The organism is Candidatus Manganitrophus noduliformans, from assembly GCF_012184425.1.
GTDB lineage: Bacteria > Nitrospirota > Nitrospiria > SBBL01 > Manganitrophaceae > Manganitrophus > Manganitrophus noduliformans.
Genome location: NZ_VTOW01000006.1, coordinates 97,352 through 113,985, shown reverse-complemented (window position 1 = coordinate 113,985; position 16,634 = coordinate 97,352). Strand labels below are relative to the sequence as shown.

The 16,634-nt window shown below is 55.9% G+C and carries 11 protein-coding genes; 3 read left to right on the top strand and 8 right to left on the bottom strand.

The window, feature by feature from the left end; all coding sequences use genetic code 11:
• Positions 1 to 118: 118 nt before the first annotated feature.
• Positions 119 to 1,582 (bottom strand): restriction endonuclease, encoded by a 1,464-nt coding sequence (locus tag MNODULE_RS22060; protein ID WP_168063356.1) that lies wholly within the window; start codon positions 1,580 to 1,582, stop codon positions 119 to 121.
• A gap of 184 nt (positions 1,583 to 1,766) precedes the next feature.
• Positions 1,767 to 2,033: a hypothetical protein gene (locus MNODULE_RS22055; RefSeq protein ID WP_168063355.1), complete on the bottom strand. Its 267-nt coding sequence runs from the start codon at positions 2,031 to 2,033 to the stop codon at positions 1,767 to 1,769.
• Positions 2,034 to 2,194: 161 nt separating this feature from the next.
• Between MNODULE_RS22055 and MNODULE_RS22050 the strand changes: the two genes are divergently transcribed.
• On the top strand, positions 2,195 to 2,560 hold the full coding sequence (locus tag MNODULE_RS22050) for a CBS domain-containing protein (RefSeq protein ID WP_168063354.1): 366 nt from the start codon (positions 2,195 to 2,197) through the stop codon (positions 2,558 to 2,560).
• A gap of 3 nt (positions 2,561 to 2,563) precedes the next feature.
• On the opposite strand, the gene msrA is transcribed toward MNODULE_RS22050, so the two are convergent.
• Positions 2,564 to 3,142: a peptide-methionine (S)-S-oxide reductase MsrA gene (gene msrA, locus MNODULE_RS22045; protein WP_422666769.1), complete on the bottom strand. Its 579-nt coding sequence runs from the start codon at positions 3,140 to 3,142 to the stop codon at positions 2,564 to 2,566.
• A gap of 357 nt (positions 3,143 to 3,499) precedes the next feature.
• Between msrA and MNODULE_RS22040 the strand changes: the two genes are divergently transcribed.
• Both MNODULE_RS22040 and MNODULE_RS22035 read left to right on the top strand, forming a co-directional pair.
• Positions 3,500 to 3,835, top strand: coding sequence for a hypothetical protein (locus MNODULE_RS22040; RefSeq protein WP_168063352.1), 336 nt, complete (start codon positions 3,500 to 3,502; stop codon positions 3,833 to 3,835).
• A gap of 18 nt (positions 3,836 to 3,853) precedes the next feature.
• Positions 3,854 to 4,159: a hypothetical protein gene (locus MNODULE_RS22035; RefSeq protein ID WP_168063351.1), complete on the top strand. Its 306-nt coding sequence runs from the start codon at positions 3,854 to 3,856 to the stop codon at positions 4,157 to 4,159.
• Here MNODULE_RS22035 and MNODULE_RS22030 read toward each other — a convergent pair.
• The 5 genes from MNODULE_RS22030 to MNODULE_RS22010 all read right to left on the bottom strand — a co-directional run bounded on the left by MNODULE_RS22030 (position 4,118) and on the right by MNODULE_RS22010 (position 16,307).
• Positions 4,118 to 4,993, bottom strand: a complete 876-nt coding sequence (locus MNODULE_RS22030) for an MBL fold metallo-hydrolase (protein WP_168063350.1) — start codon at positions 4,991 to 4,993, stop codon at positions 4,118 to 4,120. The two genes, MNODULE_RS22035 and MNODULE_RS22030, sit on opposite strands and share 42 nt — an antisense overlap.
• A gap of 234 nt (positions 4,994 to 5,227) precedes the next feature.
• Complete coding sequence (locus tag MNODULE_RS22025; RefSeq protein WP_168063349.1) at positions 5,228 to 7,456, bottom strand: two-component system response regulator; 2,229 nt, start codon at positions 7,454 to 7,456, stop codon at positions 5,228 to 5,230.
• Positions 7,457 to 7,591: 135 nt separating this feature from the next.
• On the bottom strand, positions 7,592 to 9,436 hold the full coding sequence (locus tag MNODULE_RS22020) for a diguanylate cyclase domain-containing protein (protein ID WP_168063348.1): 1,845 nt from the start codon (positions 9,434 to 9,436) through the stop codon (positions 7,592 to 7,594).
• Positions 9,437 to 9,732: 296 nt separating this feature from the next.
• On the bottom strand, positions 9,733 to 10,386 hold the full coding sequence (locus MNODULE_RS22015) for a response regulator (protein WP_168063347.1): 654 nt from the start codon (positions 10,384 to 10,386) through the stop codon (positions 9,733 to 9,735).
• The gene (locus MNODULE_RS22010) at positions 10,383 to 16,307 is read right to left on the bottom strand and encodes a PAS domain S-box protein (RefSeq protein ID WP_168063346.1); all 5,925 of its coding nucleotides are present in this window, start codon (positions 16,305 to 16,307) and stop codon (positions 10,383 to 10,385) included. The genes MNODULE_RS22015 and MNODULE_RS22010 overlap by 4 nt, the downstream gene beginning before the upstream one ends.
• Between the last annotated feature and the right edge of the window lie 327 nt (positions 16,308 to 16,634).

Below are 16,634 nucleotides of genomic sequence, written 5' to 3'. Positions count from 1 at the left end.
GAATCGTATCGCTTCAAGAGCAGCCAGAAAAGAATGAAGGAAGCAGTCCAAACAGCAACCTTATAACCCAGAGGGGTGGGTCCATTTTACTTTATCGCGGTGGGTCCTTTTTACTTGATCATTTACAATTGTAATCTTCTTCAGAAGTCTTCCCATAAAAAGCATCAGTAAAAGAGGTTATTTGTCCTAGTTCAGTAACTGTTCGAATCTCGTGATGTAGTGTCGTTATATCAGGTTGCATATGAATATTAGAAATTTCAGAATATAATGCCTTATAGCGTTGTCTTAATTCAGAATCAAATTGGTCTAAGAAACCTATGACCTTGGTAATGGAATCATGGGCACTTTTAATTTCCTCTTCATACATTTTTTTGTTTTTTAGTTTTTTTTCATAAATTAATTTTCTCACATGTGTAACAACTTGGTTCATAGAACTCAATTGATCTATAGAACCTTTATACGCATCAAGTAATCGTATGAGGAATTGCCCTCTGCCACTTTCTGCCTTTACCCATAACTCCTCATCCAGAGAATTACCTTTCTGCCTTACAGAGTTAGGCCGTAATTTATTCAAATTTGCATATGTTTTAAGAATTTCAACCTCGGGATGAGTTAAACAACATAATTCCCCCTCAAATTCCTCTAGAATTTCATACTCCATACATGATGCAAATGATTTTTCTGAACTTTGAGTTCTAGACGCTGAGTGTTCATCTTTTTCATTGATTCCTATGATAAATAACAAGGGTTGTAAAGCTTCTCGAAATGTCGAAGAACTTTCTTTATACCACGCTATTGAACTGAGCGCTTTTGATAACTTTGAAAGGTTTTTTATTTGCTCAGACATAAAATAAAACTCAACAGCGGGTAATAGGCTCTCTCTAAGAAGAGGTATTACAAAATTCAAACTGCTTTTTAGTTCCTCACACCGCATCACTTTAGATAGTGGCTCTTTCTTAAAAAGTGAGTCTCCCTTTATTAACTCGATCGCTACTAGCGGATCTATAAAGATATCCGATATGGAATATGTCATCTTCATTTTGGTTGATAAATATTCCTCAGGCGAATCGCAAAAGGCAATAAGCGCCCGAAGGTACTTCTCTATCGGCTTCGAACCAGACTCAATAAGATCGGGAATAAACTCTTCAACAAGGTCACATAATCTTGGACCTTCTATAATATGTACCTTAGACCCTATCTTCTGTTTTCCTTTAATGCTAAGTTTTGCAAAATCACTTACTGGATAAGGTGACACCAGCCATACCTCAAAAAGGCCTACCTCCTGACCGTTTGGATCTGTGTATGGCGTGTCCAAAGCAGCTTCACACTGGTTAATTACTGCTCTAGCTCCTTTCTCTGTAGCAAGGCTCCCTGTTAAAGAATCCGTCTTAACCTGCACACCTCTCCAAATATGTCGACCGATTGGATCTGACTCCAGAAAAACTAAGTCTCTTCCTACCTCAAGCGGGCCGTGTGTAATGGTAACTTGCTTATAGCCCATGACACGTAACAAATCGCGTATAAGCGGGTAAAGATCTGTCTCTGATAAAGATTGAAGGTATTCAGCAAGTGACTTATTCATTAATTCCTCAATTGAATATTTCAGAAGGCAAGAGACAGGCTGGGCGGCAAAATCTCCGTGGGCTATCCCAGGCAAACACCCGCATGATACTGTTCCCCGGAAAGAAAGTCAATTTGAGAAAATGAAAAGGCCCTCCCCTACTCGTAGTGCGTAAGGGAGGGCCTTTCAATATTCGCGACGCCGCTTAACTCTTTACTTCAATCGATTCGGCATGGCCTTGATCATTGACCTGGGCCGTGACCTTCGCCCCTTCCTTGAGCTCGCCGGTCTTCTTGGTCCCTTTGGGATCGACATGCACCTGCTGAACCTTGCCCGAGTCGTCCTTGATCGAGACCATCTCGCCGTCGATTTTGACGATTTCTCCGGTGACCGCTTTGCCGGCAAAGCCGACGCCGGCCAGCGCCAATATCATCACAAACACGCCGATCGAACTAAAAATCTTCTTCATCATGTTCGTTCCTCCTCTTGGTTTTAATCATAGGCGACAATTTAGTCTAGCTGATGAGCTTGAACGGTGCTATTCCCTGAAAGGATTAATCCTTTCGGAGGATAGACCCCATTCTGGACAACAAGCTATCTTTATAATGGAACTAAACAAAGGGGAGAAATGGAATGCAGGTGAAGGAAATTATGACGCAGGATGTCGAGGTGATCCGCCCCGAAGCGACCCTTCAAGAGGCGGCTGAAAAGATGCAGGAGCGGAAGATCGGCGTCTTGCCGGTGTGTGATGGGGACTTCGTCGTCGGGATGCTCAGCGATAAAGATGTCCACCTCCGGACAGTGGGGGAAGATCCGGCCCGGACGAAAGTCCAGGATGCCATGCTTGCAGAAGTGGTTTATTGCTTCGAGGATGCAGCGGTGGAGGAAGCGGCCAAGCTGATGCAGGAGAAACAACTTCGGCGGTTGGTCGTCCTGAGCCGCGAGAAGCGGCTGGCCGGAATTGTCTCGCTGGCCGATCTGGCCGGCCGGTACAAATGACGGTCAGTGCCCCGCCTGAGCCTTTCCCCACAATTCCTCGAGACGCTGGTCCCGCCCGCAGAGATAACGATAAAACTTGTAGCGGACCGGACTCTTTTTATAGAAATCCTGGTGATAATCCTCCGCCGGATAGAATTCGGAGGCGGCGGTGATCTTCGTCGCGATCGGCTCCCGAAAGCGCCCCGATTTTTCGATGGCCGCTTTCGACTCCTCCGCCAGGCGCTTTTGCGTCTCTCCGTGATAGAAAATTTCGCTCCGGTACTGCTCCCCGGAGTCGCAAAACTGGCGGTTGATGGCGACCGGATCGATGTTCAGCCAGAAAATCGCCAGCAATTTGTCGTAACCGATGAGATCGGGGTCATAAACGATCCGCACCGCCTCGGCGTGTCCCGTTCCCCCGCCCGTGACCTGCTGATAGGTGGGATTCTCGACATGGCCGCCGGTATAGCCGGACGTCACGGAGACCACCCCTTTCAGTTGATCGAAAGGGGGAACCATGCACCAAAAACAGCCCCCCGCGAAGGTCGCCATCTCCCTCCCGGCGCCCGGCGCCGCGGCGTTTTCCGACGGGTGCGCGGCCATCGGGACAATAACCATCCACAACCCCATCACCAGCCAAACCGCCGTTAATCCGATTTTCTTCATGAGAGCCCTCATTCATCGAGCCGATTCATCTCAGTTTCCCCGGTTTTTTATCTTATCACAAAAACAAGGACGGTTTCATCGTCCTCCCCGTTGCCGGGCGGCATCGTCGCGTCCGGGATAAGCCGGCCGAACGACTTTCACGGTTGAGCCCCATTTTTTTCCGCCCCTCGGATATTTTTTTATTGCATATCCTGGTCTGGAATTGTAGAATACGACGGCTTGATCCCAGGATGGGTTATTAACGATTGAGAGAAAATGGCCGGCGCCGCCATTTTCGAATGCCAGGAGAAACCGATGCTTGTTGACCGCCTACGGAAACCGACCCCAACCGACAAAGACCGCTCCCTCACCACGGATGAAGCGCTTTTTGATTATTTCTGGCAGCGGACGTACCAGATCGTCATGACGGCCATCAAGCAGACCGATGGAGGGAAACGGGGGCCGATCCAACGCTACTACCGGCAGGCCATGATCTATTTGGAAGGGCTTGAATTGTTGACCCGCCACGGCCGGCTCGATCCGAAGCTGAGAGAACAGGCGAAGCTCGGGATGGGATCGTTCTTCAAAATCCTGGCCGAAATGCATTTGATCGCAACACAACAAAAGAAAAAGAAAATCGTTGTTCCTTGAAATAGAACGAGGGATTGGATGGATTTTTCAAAGCAACGAATCTTGGTTGGATTGATCCTGCTCCAGACGGTCGTCATTTTATTTCTGATCCACAAGGCGATCGCCATCCGAAACGGCGAGCTCTTCGCCCGGACGGAAGCCGACTATTATAAGAAAGCGCTGGAAGAAGTCTCCGAAAACGACGACGCCTTTCTCGGCGAGATTCTTCAAGAGAGGGAAGATCTTCTCCGCGAATACAAGTCCACCCTGGAGATTGCGCGCCGAAACGGGTTGAAGATCGGTTTATGGCCGCGCCGCGCGACGGCGCTCGAGCAGACGATCTAAGTGCGCCGCCGCTTCGGCGGGGGTGAGGCGGATGCGGTCGCCGTGGCCGGGCAGCACCCATTCGAAGGGATGGCCGCGCAGCTTGGCGACCGACGTCAATAGGCGCTCCCCGTCCCACACCAGCCGCTCCGGAGCGCCGAGCGCATTCCGTTCGGGGTCCCACCAGAGGTGATCGCCCGAGAAGAGAAACCGCCCATCGTAAAGCAGCGCCATGCTCCCTTCGGTATGCCCCGGAACCGGAATGATCTGAAACGGCTCCGAAACCACAATCGGCTCTTCTCCATCCACGATCCGCTCCGCCCCCGGCGAAGCCGCCGCGTCGGCCCGGTGGATGATGCGCGTCGCCCCGAAATGCTCGGCATAACGGGCCGAATCGGCGACATCATCCTCATGCGTCAGAAAAATGGTGCGAATTCCCCCCATCTCCTCAAAAGCTTTAATCAGGCGCCCCACGTATCGGGGGGAATCGACCAGCCAGTTTCCGTCGGGATGGCGGATGAAGTAGCTGTTCCCGCCGAACGACTTCTCCGAGTTAAATCCGTTATAGTAGACCCCGTCTTCCAACAGAAGAGGAAAACTTTTCATCGCCTCTTGCAGCCGCGCTTTGTCGCTTTGCTCCGTGCCGATCGATCCGACCGGGCAGGCCAAAAGCGCTTGATACGCCTGAAGCAGCTCCGCGTCTCCCTCCGGCTGGCGCGCCACCGCCGAATAATCTCCCTCTTCTTTGAAGCTCTTGGGAGCCAGCTGCCGGCAGGTATCGCAGTTGATGCAGGTGGCGTCGACGAAGAAATTCCCGGCCGCGTTGGTTGTAAGCCGTTTCTTGGGATGGGCCATCAATGACTCCGGGTGACAGGTGAAGCGGGTCCCGTGAAGGGCGATCCCGAATGAGAAGGGGCGCGGCTCTCACCGTGTGTCTGGAAAATACTTTATTATAAGCGCGGCGAAAAGCTTGCGCAAGGTGTTCGGAGGGAGGGATTCTCGGAAAGGGCCGGGCGGCCGCTCTGTTAAAAACGCTCAACCATTGTTTTCAAGCCGTTATATTCAAACAGAATCAGATATTCTCATCCGTCATATCGAGCAATCGGGAGCGAATGAAAGCCCCTTCTTTTGAATCAGCAACTGAGTGGCCTCTTCGGCAGGGAGGGGGCGGCTGAAGAGATACCCCTGCATCTCATCGCACCCGATCGACCGGAGATAGGCGAGTTGCGCTTCGGTTTCGACCCCTTCCGCAATCGCCTTCAGGCGAAGGGAGTGGGCCATCGCGACGACGGTCCGGGCGATGACGGCGTCGTTCGGATCGGTGGTCATGTTATGGATGAAGAGCTGATCGACTTTGAGCTTCTCGATCGGAAAACGCTTGAGATAGGCCAGCGAAGAGTACCCGGTGCCGAAGTCATCGATGGAGAGATGAATCCCCATGGCGGCCAGCTCGCGAAGCATGCTGAGGATGCTCTGCTCCTTCCCCATCAATACACTCTCCGTCAATTCGAGCTCCAAGAAGCTCGGATCAAGGGGGGTCTCTTTCAGGACGCGACGGACCGTTTCCACAAAATTGTCCTGATGAAACTGGCGCGCGGAGAGATTGACGGCCACCCGCATCGACGGAAAACCGGCCTCCTGCCAGGCTTTATTTTGAGCGCAGGCGGCGCGCAAAATCCACTCCCCGATCGGAATGATCAGGCCGGTCTCCTCCGCCAGCGGAATAAATTCGGCCGGGGAGATCAGTCCCATTTCCGGCCGGCGCCAACGGACGAGGGCCTCGAATCCGATGATCTCTCCCGTCTTCAGATTCACCTGCGGCTGAAAATGAAGAAGGAACTCCTCCCGCTCCAACGCCTGGCGCAGCGCGCTCTCAAGCAACAAGCGCTCAAACCCCTTTGCATTCATGCTCGGACAGTAACAGCGGAGGGTATTTCTTCCCTGCTCTTTGGCCCGGTAGAGGGCGATGTCGGCATGCCTTAAAAGGGTCTGCGCGTCGCCCCCGGCATGCGGGTAGAGGGCGATCCCGATGCTGGCGGTCACAAAGAGCGCCCGGCCGTCGAGAGGGAACGGCGGGTTTAGGGAAGAGGCGATCCGGCCGGCGATTTGAACCGCGGTCTCATCGTTGTCCAATTGCGGGAGAAGAACGGCGAATTCGTCTCCCCCCATCCTGGCGACGGTGTCCCCTTCCCGAACGCAGCCGATGAAGCGGGCCGCCGCCCCCCGCAGCAGCTCGTCTCCGATCGCATGGCCGAGGGTATCGTTGATCACCTTGAAGCGATCGAGATCGATCAAAAGGACCGCAAGCTTCTCTTCGCCTCGACGGGCCTGCGCCACGGCGATCGAGAGGCGATCTTCGAACAGCAATCGATTCGGGAGACCGCTCAGAGCGTCGTGGTAAGCCTGGTGCTCGATCCGCTCCTCCGCTTTTCTCCGTTCAATGGCGGCGGCAAGCACATTCGCGATCGATTGGAGAAAGAGCACATCCTCCTTCCCGAAGGTTCGCCGCCTCTTTGTATGCACCCCCAAGACCCCATGCGGATAATCTTGCCCGGGGATCAGAACACTCATTCCGCTGACCACCCCATGATCGCGCAGCATCACCGGGTTAAAACGGGTCTCGGTCTCCAGATCCTCCACCACCACCGGTCCATTGCAGGCGAGGGTATAGGCGGCCTGAGAGTTCTCCAGAATGCCGAGCGTCGCTCGTCCGACCAGGCCCTCTTTCCAACCGACCCCGGCCGTCAGCAACAATGCGCTCCCGTCCGGAAGCGGCTCGAGCACCTTGCAGTACTCCACCTCCAGCGTCTTAGCGACCAAGGCGACCGCCTCATTCATCAATGCAGGGAGCGCCATTCCCGAAAGGGCCCGCTGCCCCAGCTCCGCGATGACCGCCTGGCGCCGGGCGCGGGCGCGGAGCAGCTCGTTGGCCTGCTTGCGCTCGATCGCATAAGGAATCGCGTGGGCCAGAAGGTCGCCGCTGATCCTTCCTTTCACGAGATAATCTTGAGCCCCCTTCTGAATCGCCTCGACCGCGACCTTCTCATCGCTCAGTCCGGTAAGGATGATGATCGGGATGCCGGGCGCGGCGCTCAACAGCCGGCCGAGCGACTCGAGCCCTTGCGCGTCGGGGAGAGAGAGGTCGAGAAGGATAATGTCGGGCGGCGCTTCGCGAAGAGACCGGAGCGCCGCAGAGAGCCGGGTGCTGCATTTAAAAGAAAGGGAAAACTCCTTCACATCGGAGAGCATCTCCTGGACAAGGCGGGCGTCGCCCGGATTGTCTTCAATCAGCAAGGCGTTGATCCGCTTCGATTCCATTTTTTCTCTCCAATAGCCTAAAATCCTGTTCGGATCGGACCGGCCTCTTCAAAGCCGAAGCGCTGACTTCGAGATCCCCTCCCGGCGGCCGAAGCGCGCGCTCCTTTGGCCGGAAGACGGACCGGTGACCGCCGGTCATCCGCGACGCAACGGGGGGGCGGCCTCTTGCCGATCGTTTTCGGAAAAGAAGCAAAATGTGTTTCTCCCCCGTTTCTTGGCGCAATACAAAGCGGTGTCGGCGTTTCGGAGGAGCGTTTCGGTGTCGCGTCCTGCATGAGGATAGAGCGCGATGCCGATGCTGGCGCTGACAGAATGCTCCGCCCCGTCCAGCCGGAAAGGAGGGGCAAAAGCGGCGATGATCCGCTCGGCCACCCGGGTGACTTTCTCAATGGTGTCGATCTCCGGAAGGAGGATCGTGAACTCATCTCCCCCGATCCGGGCGAAGGTGTCCCCGTCCCGCACGCAGGCCGCCAGCCGCTCGGAGACCGCCTTCAACAGCTGGTCTCCGGTCGGATGTCCCAGCGTGTCATTAATCTCTTTAAAGCAATCAAGGTCGAGGAACATCAGGGCGACCAGGTCGTTGTGCCGGTCGGCTTGGGCGATCGCCAGCGAGAGATGATTCTCCAGCAGGGAGCGGTTCGGAAGGCCGGTCAACATGTCGTAATACGCCTGGTGCCGGATCATCTCCTGGGCGCACCGTCGCTCGATGGACGTGGCGAGCAGGTGGGCGACCCCCTCCAGAAACCGGATCTCTTCCTGGGCGAAACGGCGCGGACGGGTCGAATGAACCGACAGGGTGCCGAACGGCCGGCTTGCGCCGGGGATGATCACGCTGGCGCCGCTGATCGCCCCATGCTCGCGAAGCAACGTCGGGGAAGTGAATCGGGCGTCGGTTCGAAGGTCTTCGACGGTCACCGGGCTTTTTTCCAAAAGGGTATATCCTCCTTGCGATTCCGAATTTGCGGCAAAAGTGGCGGTTCGGATCAGCCCCTCTTTCCAACCGACCCCCGCCCTGAGGAGGAGGGTTTTGCCGTTGGGAAGAAGCTCCAAAATCTTGCAATATTCCGTTTCAAGGGCGCGGGCGACCGATACGGCCGCCTGATCGAGGAGGGCGTAGAGGTCGAACCCGGCGAGCGCATGTTGACCCAATTCGGCAAGGGCTTTCTGCTGCCGGGCATGGGCGCGGATCGATTCTTCGGCCTCTTTTCGCTCCGTGATATCCCGGCTGATTCCGACCAAGCCGATCACCTCCCCCCGCTGGTTGCGCCACGGCGCCTTTGTCGAGAGAAACGTCCGCACCCTCTCATCGATCATGACGCTCTCTTCAAAGGTTTGCGTCTCGCCGGTCTGGATGGTCCGTCGGTCGTCCTCTGTGATCAGCAACGCCCCCCTCTGATCAAACAATTCATGATCGGTCCGACGGAGGATCTCTTCGGTCGGTTTCCCGAGGAGGCGCGCCGCCGCCGAATTTGCCATCACGTACCGCCCTTGAAGATCCTTCGCATAAATATAATCGGTGGTTCCCTCGATGACGGCCCGAAAGAGGTGATGGTTCTCGCCGAGCCCTTCTTCTTTCGGGGAAAGCCGAGCTTCCGCCCGGTTTCGCTCAATGGCATAACGGATCGAGCGGGCGAGCAGGCCGCCGCTCTCCTCCGCTTTGATCAGATAATCTTGCGCCCCCATTCGGATCGCCTGGAGAGCAAGGTCCTCATCTTGACGATACGACAGCACCACGATCGGGAGGCCGCGCGCTTCGCTCCGGATCCGCTTGAGCGTCTCGAGCCCCTGGGCGTCGGGAAGGGAGAGATCGAGCAGAACGACGTGAAACGCTTCTTTGCCGAGCGCCTCAAGCGCGTCGACGATCCGATCGACGTGCGCGATCCGAAATCGGACCGTGTTCGCTTCCACCAACCACTCCCGCACCAGCCGGGCGTCGGCGGGATTGTCTTCCACCAAAAGTACCTTGATCGAATCGGTCATCTTCTTTCCTTCGCCGACAAGATGTCCTTTAACTGATTGATCATCCGCTCTTCCCCGCACGATGCGGAACAAGAGCCCCTCGCATCCGAACGGCGGTTCGCAGCGTCGAACATTCGCGTTCGATGCTGCGACGGGAAAATCCCTCCTGCATTATTTATGCTGCGAAAGGGGATAATCCGCAATGGGGAAGTGTCTGATTTTAAGGTGATGAAAACCTTAGCGGGATCGGGAAGGCTCCGACCCACTTTTTTCTAGTTTAATATCGGTAGGAGGATATGGGTGGATTATTTCGGCTGTTATTTGTCGGGGGTGATCAGGCCCATTCGGATGGCGCAGCGGACCAGACCGGCGATATCGTATATTCCGAGCCGCTTCATCAACTGGGCGCGATGGGTCTCGATCGTCTTGACGCTCAGATCGAGCTGGTGGGCGATCTCTTTGGTGCTCTGCCCTTCCGCGATCATCTGCAAAATTTCGCGCTGGCGGTGGGTCAGCTCGCAGGTCGCTTTATATCCTTGGGAGACCCGATGAACATAATCCCCGATGACCTGCTTTGAAACCGGCGGGCTGAGATACATTTCGCCGCGCATCACCGCCCGGATCGCCTGCTCCAGCTCCTGTGTCGCGGCGTCCTTCAACAAGTAGCCGGAGGCGCCGGCCCGCAACCCCTGCAAAACATGCTCTTCGCTGGAATACATCGAGAGAATAATCACCCGGATCTCCGGGAATTCTTTTTTGAGATGGGCGGTCGCTTCCAATCCGTTTAAACCTTTCATCGCAATATCCATCAGAACCATGTCGGGATGATGGACCTTGACCAACGCCAGCGCCTCCCGGCCATCGTGCGCCTCCGCGACCACCTGAACCCCCTCCAGCCCTTCCAGGAGCAGCCGCATCCCGGCGCAAACCAGTTTGTGATCATCGACCTGCAGTACACGAATGAGGTTCATCGTTTTCTCCGCTTTGACTGTTTTTTTGGAGCCGTATCGGCCAATTGAAAGATGGCGCGGACCTGCGTTCCTTCACCGGGCGCGGAATCCAGTTCCAACCGCCCTCCGGCCAATTCGGCCCGTTCCTGCATTCCGACCAATCCCAGGCTCGTCCCTTGTATCGCCCGACTGCGGGCGGCCCCGACGTCAAACCCTTCACCATCATCTTCGACCGTAAGATGCAGTTCATTCTCTCGCTGCCGTAATTCAATCGAGACCTCGCCGGCATGCGCATGGCGGATCACGTTGGTCAGCGCTTCTTGCGCGACCCGAAAACAGGCGATCTCAAGATCCGGAGGGAGCCGGGCCGGAAGCGGATCGGCCGAAAAGTTGGAAATCAAGTTTGCAGCATGCGCTTGTCGGTCCAAATGCCAGCGCAATGTGGCGACCAACCCCAACTCGTCGAGTTCCGGGGGGTGCAGATCGAGCGAGAGGTTACGCACTTGCGAAAGGGTCTGATCCACCATTTGGATACATTCCTCCATGCGCCGATCAGAGAGGCGCTTCGACCCATGCAGCTGGAGTTTGATGGCCGTCAGGGACTGTCCGATCTCGTCATGAAGCTCTCGGGCGATGCGACGCCGTTCGGTCTCTTGCGCTTCCAGCAGCTGACCGGAAAGACTCCGCAAACGCTTGGCATACTCGGTCAAAGCATCCTCGGCCCGCTTGCGTTCGGTGATGTCCATCATCGCGCCGATCATCCGGGTCGCCTTTCCGTCTTTGACATGAACGACATAACCGCGATCCAAAATGGTCGCATAACTTCCGTCCGCCCGAAGGAAACGATACTCCGCCGACCAGAATTGCCCGCCGCGCTCGACGACGGCGTGTGTGCCGGCGAGGACCCGCTCTTTATCTTCCGGGTGAATCCGCTTGCTCCACGACTCGACCCCCGGCTCGATCTCGTTATATCCGAAAAGGGTCTTGAAGCTCTCGTTCCACCAGACCGTGTTCGTGGGAAGATCCCAGTCCCAGACGGCGTCGTTCGTCGCCCGCGCGATGAGATGAAACCGCTCCTCGCTCTTCCGGACCGCCTCCTCCGATTTCTTTCGCTCGGTGATGTCCGATACGATTCCATCGGCATATCGGATTCCTTCTCTCTGGTAAGTCATGACCGCCCGATCGTGGATCCAGATCCACTCTCCGTTTTTCCTTTGGACCCGGTACTCGACGTCGAACTTTTGGTTTTTAGAGAAGAGCGATTTGAAGGCCCGCGCGACCCGCTCACGATCTTCCGGATGAATCCGGCCGAATGTTAAAGTGAAGCCGCCGGAGCAAATCTCCTCGGAGGTATAGCCGATGATCTTTTCGATATTCCGGCTGATGAAGATCGGTTGTCCGTCTTCCCTCACCCGCCAGGCGGCGTCGGGAATATTCGCGATGAGCGATCGGTACCGCTCCTCGCTCTCACGGAGGGTCTCCTCGGCTTGTTTGATGTCGGTGATATCTTGGACGACACCGACAATCGAGACGGGGCGACCCGTTGGATCGAGACTGACCATTCCGCTCGCGTGGAGTATCCGGACGGCCCCCTCCGTTCGGATGACGCGGAAAGAGACCTCGAAGGAGCGGCCGCCGCGGAGCGCCGTCCGATTGGCCTGCTTGAATCTTTCACGGTCGTCCGGATGAATGAGGTGAACCACGCCCTCATACGTGGGAGTAAACCGTTCCGGAACGACGCCGAAAATCGGGTAGAGCTCGTCCGACCAGGTCACGGTATCGGAGACCAAGTCCCAGCTCCAGCTTCCAAGGTGAGCGAGGCGCTGCGCCTGCAGCAGCTGCCGCTCCCGCCGCTCCAGCTTTTCCTGGGATGTTTTCAGGACGCTCATGTCGTGCACCGACGCCAAGTAGCCGACCGGTTCTCCTTGGTGATCGACCAAAGAGGAGACGAGGAGCGAGACGGGAAACCGCTCTTCGTTGCGGCGGCGGAAGATCAGCTCCACCGGTCCGGCCTTGACGCGCCCGCGGGTGTGCCTCTCGAAGCTCTCTTTAATCCGATCGATCTGCTCGGGGGGCCAAAAGATAAAGGGGGGGGCCGCGCCGTTTAATTCCTCCGCGCTCCAGCCGACCATCTCGCAGAAAGATTGATTCACGTAGGTCTGCCGGCCGGTCGAATCGACGACCATGACCCCGGCGGGCATCGCCTCTTCAATCGCTTCTCGAAAAGCATGCTCGGCACGCAGCGCTTCTTCCGCCTTTTTCCGCTCCGTGATATCGTTTCCGAACGAAATCGTGGCGACGACCTTCCCATCGACCTTCACCTGATTGTTCTGCCACAGGATGTAGCGCTCTTCACCCGTTTTGGTGAGAATCGGGTTCTCGAAGGCCTTCGGCATCCCACCCTCCACCACTTGGGTAAAGTACTCCCAGACAGAGGGGTATCGATCCCGGGGAACGAGTGTCTCGAACCAATTCTTCCCCTTCAGCTCGGAAAGGGTATAACCGGTGATCTTTTCGGCCGCCTTGTTAAAGATGTCGATTCTCCCCTCGGTATCGAGACTGAGGATCATTACATTGGCCGTCTGAATGAGGTTCTCGGAGAACTCCTTGGCCGCTCGAATCGTCTCTTCCGCCTTTTTACGCTCGGTAATGTCCGAAAAAACGGTGTAAACTTGATAGGGTTTGTCCTCCCCGGCACGAAACTGCGGGACAGCATTGACGCTGATCCAGCGATACGTCTCCGTTTTCGGATGAAAAACACCTATCACCACTTCTATGACCGCTTCCCCCGTTCTCAGCGCAACCATCGCCGGATGATTTTTTCCAGGAAAATCGGAGCCGTCTTCCCGGATAGCCCGCCAGCGGGGATCGAACGAGGTCCTTCCCTGCAGCTGATCCAACGTCAATCCCAGGATCCGCTCCGCCGCCGGATTCGCCGCGACGATCTTCCCGGCGGCATCTTGATAGATGACCCCCTGCGCCATGGTTTCGAAGAGGGTGCGGTATTTCTCCTCGGATTGACGCAAGGCCTCGTCCGCCCGTTTGCGCTCGGTGATGTCTCGGTTCGTGCTCACGTAGCCGGTAATTCGCCCCGCTTCGTCCCGGAGGGCGATCGTGTATCCCTGGATATCAATCTTCCTGCCGTCTTTATGAGTATGGATGACTTCGGTATGATACGTCCCGGTTTTAATGAGGACGTCAAGGGCTTCCGATCGTTGGGCATCGGTCCACTCCGAGCGAATGACATCGGACACCCTCCGGCCGAGCACCTCTTCCGCCTTCCAGCCGTAGATCCTCTCGGCGGCGAGATTCCATGCCGTCAGGACCAACCGGTGATCGGTCGCGAGAATGGCGTCTCCGACATGCGTAAGCAGATTGGCTTGATAGGCCAGCCGCGCCTCCGCCTGCATGCGTTCAGTGATATCTTGCAGCAGTCCCACCATGTAATCGATCGAACCGTCCGGGCGGCGCAGGCATTTTACCGAAATGGCGGCGTGAATCACTTGCCCATCCTTTCGGATGAATCGTTTCTCCATCGAGTAGCCGTCGATTTCACCGGAAAGCATCCGATTGAAATGCGAAAAATCGGCGTCCAGATCGTCCGGATGTGTTACCTCCGTCCAGGTCATTTCCAGCAGTTCTCTTCGTTCGTAACCTAAAATCCTGCAGATCTCATCGTTGACCTCAATCCACCCTTTCTCGAGCGAGGTGATCGCCATGCCGATCAGACCCAGCTCAAAGTAGCGCCGGAAGCGCTCCTCGCTGGTCCGCAGCGCTTCCTCCGCCTGCTTGCGCTCGGTGATGTCTTGCATCACACAGGCGACGCGATCGATACCGGCAGGCCCTTCGATCGGAAAGTATGATAAAGACAAAACTCTTTCGCCAAGCTTCGGATAGCTGAAATTCATCTCGTATTTAACCACTTCACCTCGGAAACACGCGTCTAATTTTTTCTTGACGATTTTCTCGAAAACTTCTCTTCCCAATAGATCCGGGGCGAAACGACCAATGAGCTGCTCTTTCTCCATCCCCCGATAGTTCAAGAACGCCCGATTCGCAATCAAGTAGCGGTAGTCTCGATCCACCACGATGATCATCTCTTCCAGACCTTCAACCGCTTTTTCGTACTCCCTCAGCCTTTCCTCGGTTCTCTTCCGGTTTTGAATATCTTTCTCTAATGTTTCATAAAGCCGCGCGTTCTCAATTGCGTTTGACGCGAGCTGCGCCATTTGAACCAGGATCGCCTCGTCCTGCTGGGTGAACTCACCCTCGTATTTGTCGGAGAGTTGAATGAGGCCGATGTTTTTTCCGTCTCTCCCCACCAGGGGAGCGGCCAGCCAGCCGCGAAGCGGCGGATGCGCGCCCGCATGTTTTCCATATCCGCGCCATCTCGGATGGGCCTCCAATTCGGCCTGCGTCATCCGCAGCGGGCGATTGGCCTGGCAGACCATCGCATAGATGCCGGAGCCGTCGGGCCGCTCATCGTAGTGCCGAAATGCTTCATATTTATCCGAAAACGAAACGGCACTGATCGCCTGCTCCCATTTCCCGTTGATCGTCATGCCGGTCACCGACATATGCGCTCCGATGATCTCCCGAGTTTTGTCGGTCACAATCTTCAATGTTTCATCCAATGAAATTGCCGAATTCATCGCCAGGGAAGCATCGGCCAAACCTTGAAGCTGGGCGGCGTGATGATCCCTTTCTATCTCGGCCCGCTTGCGCTCGCTCACATCAAAAGAGACTCCGATGATTCCGATTAATTTCCCTTGGTCATCTCGAATCGGGGTATCGATGACCATCGCCATAAAGGAAGCGCCGTCCCGGCGGCGGACAAGAAACTCTCCCGACCATCCCTCACCCCGCGCTAGCAGATTCATGATCTCGCCGGCTTGATCAAGAGAAAGATCGGAAAGGGTGATCTCCATAATGTTTCGACCCAACACCTCCCCGGTGGACCACCCGTATAATTTTTCTGCAAAACGGTTCCAGTAAAGAATGACCCCGGCGATATCGGTCGCGATGACCGCCTGTTCGACCACGTCGAGCAGGTTGGCCTGAAAACGGATCCGCTCCTCCGCCTGCCGCCGCTCGGTGATGTCCTCGGCAATTCCGGTGATGCGGTAGACGCGCCCGGATGTATCCTTGATCGGGAAAGCCCGGTCCCGAATCCATCGGGTCGATCCATCCGGCCGGATGATGCGGTATTCTTCGTCGTAGGCGCCCGAGGCCTGAAGGGTCATCGCCGAATTTTGGATCCGCTCCCGATCGTCCGGATGAATCGCATCGAGCCATTCGGACGGCCGCTCACACAAACTCCGACGCGGCCGTCCCCAAATTTTTTCGTAGCCGGGGCTGACGTAGAGTATTTCGTTTTTATCGGGATTGGTCATCCAAAAAACTTCGGTGATATTTTCGGCCAGCTGGCGGAAGCGCTCCTCGCTTTCCCTCAACGCTTCTTGAATTCTCTTGGACCCGCTGATGTCTTGTATCTGGGCGACAAAATAGAGCGGATCTCCTTCGGCGGCTCTGACAACCGTGACGCTCGCGTGGGTCCATATGATCCGGCCATCCTTATGGAAAAGGCGCTCTTCCACGGCGAAGAGGTTGATCTGCCCGGCCAGCAACTGCCGAGCGCCTTTCAGATGCGCTTCGAGGTCTTCGGGATGGAGGATCGACTGAAAGGTCTCCTCCAACAGTTCCGGCTCTGCATATCCGAGCATCCGGTAAAAAGCGGGGTTCGCCGTCAGCCAGCGGCCGTCCGGACGGAGGAGCGCCATGCCGATCGGCGCGTGATCGAACGCGCCCCGGAATTGCTCTTCGCTCAGACGCAGCGCCTCCTCGGCGCGCCGGCGCTCGATCGTCTCTTTTCTCAGCGCTTCGTTGGCCGCCGTCAATTCTCGCGTCTGGTCCAGGACCCGTTGTTCGAGCTCTTTGCTCACCCCTTCCCTCTCTCCGAACCGCTCGCAAAAATAAAAAACCCAAGGATTCCGAAAATCCCTGGGTTCAATATGGGCGATGTCCCGATAACCGCCGACACTAATCTAACCATCCATGGCACCTCTTGACAAACCGACCCTGAGTGGACCACCCCAGGGACAAGCTGTCGCCGCAATTATTACAGTTTTAAAAGGAGTGTCAATCGGAAGATCTCCGTGGATTGAAAGAGGGAATTTATTCCTGCTAATGCGAATGTTCGACGAGAGCGCGGCTTCGACTCTCGTGATCGTCACGTGAGGGACTTCTTCAAGACTCCCGCTTAAATACGC

What these genes read in the sequence shown, in the direction of transcription:
- msrA (WP_422666769.1), bottom strand. Translation starts at nt 3,142, where the DNA reads ATGGCCGCGCACCCGTCGGAAAACGCCGCGGCGCCGGGCGCCGGGAGG.
- MNODULE_RS22020 (WP_168063348.1), bottom strand. Translation starts at nt 9,436, where the DNA reads ATGACCGATTCGATCAAGGTACTTTTGGTGGAAGACAATCCCGCCGAC.
- MNODULE_RS22025 (WP_168063349.1), bottom strand. Translation starts at nt 7,456, where the DNA reads ATGGAATCGAAGCGGATCAACGCCTTGCTGATTGAAGACAATCCGGGC.
- MNODULE_RS22050 (WP_168063354.1), top strand. Translation starts at nt 2,195, where the DNA reads ATGCAGGTGAAGGAAATTATGACGCAGGATGTCGAGGTGATCCGCCCC.
- MNODULE_RS22015 (WP_168063347.1), bottom strand. Translation starts at nt 10,386, where the DNA reads ATGAACCTCATTCGTGTACTGCAGGTCGATGATCACAAACTGGTTTGC.
- MNODULE_RS22035 (WP_168063351.1), top strand. Translation starts at nt 3,854, where the DNA reads ATGGATTTTTCAAAGCAACGAATCTTGGTTGGATTGATCCTGCTCCAG.
- MNODULE_RS22040 (WP_168063352.1), top strand. Translation starts at nt 3,500, where the DNA reads ATGCTTGTTGACCGCCTACGGAAACCGACCCCAACCGACAAAGACCGC.
- MNODULE_RS22030 (WP_168063350.1), bottom strand. Translation starts at nt 4,993, where the DNA reads ATGGCCCATCCCAAGAAACGGCTTACAACCAACGCGGCCGGGAATTTC.
- MNODULE_RS22055 (WP_168063355.1), bottom strand. Translation starts at nt 2,033, where the DNA reads ATGATGAAGAAGATTTTTAGTTCGATCGGCGTGTTTGTGATGATATTG.
- MNODULE_RS22060 (WP_168063356.1), bottom strand. Translation starts at nt 1,582, where the DNA reads ATGAATAAGTCACTTGCTGAATACCTTCAATCTTTATCAGAGACAGAT.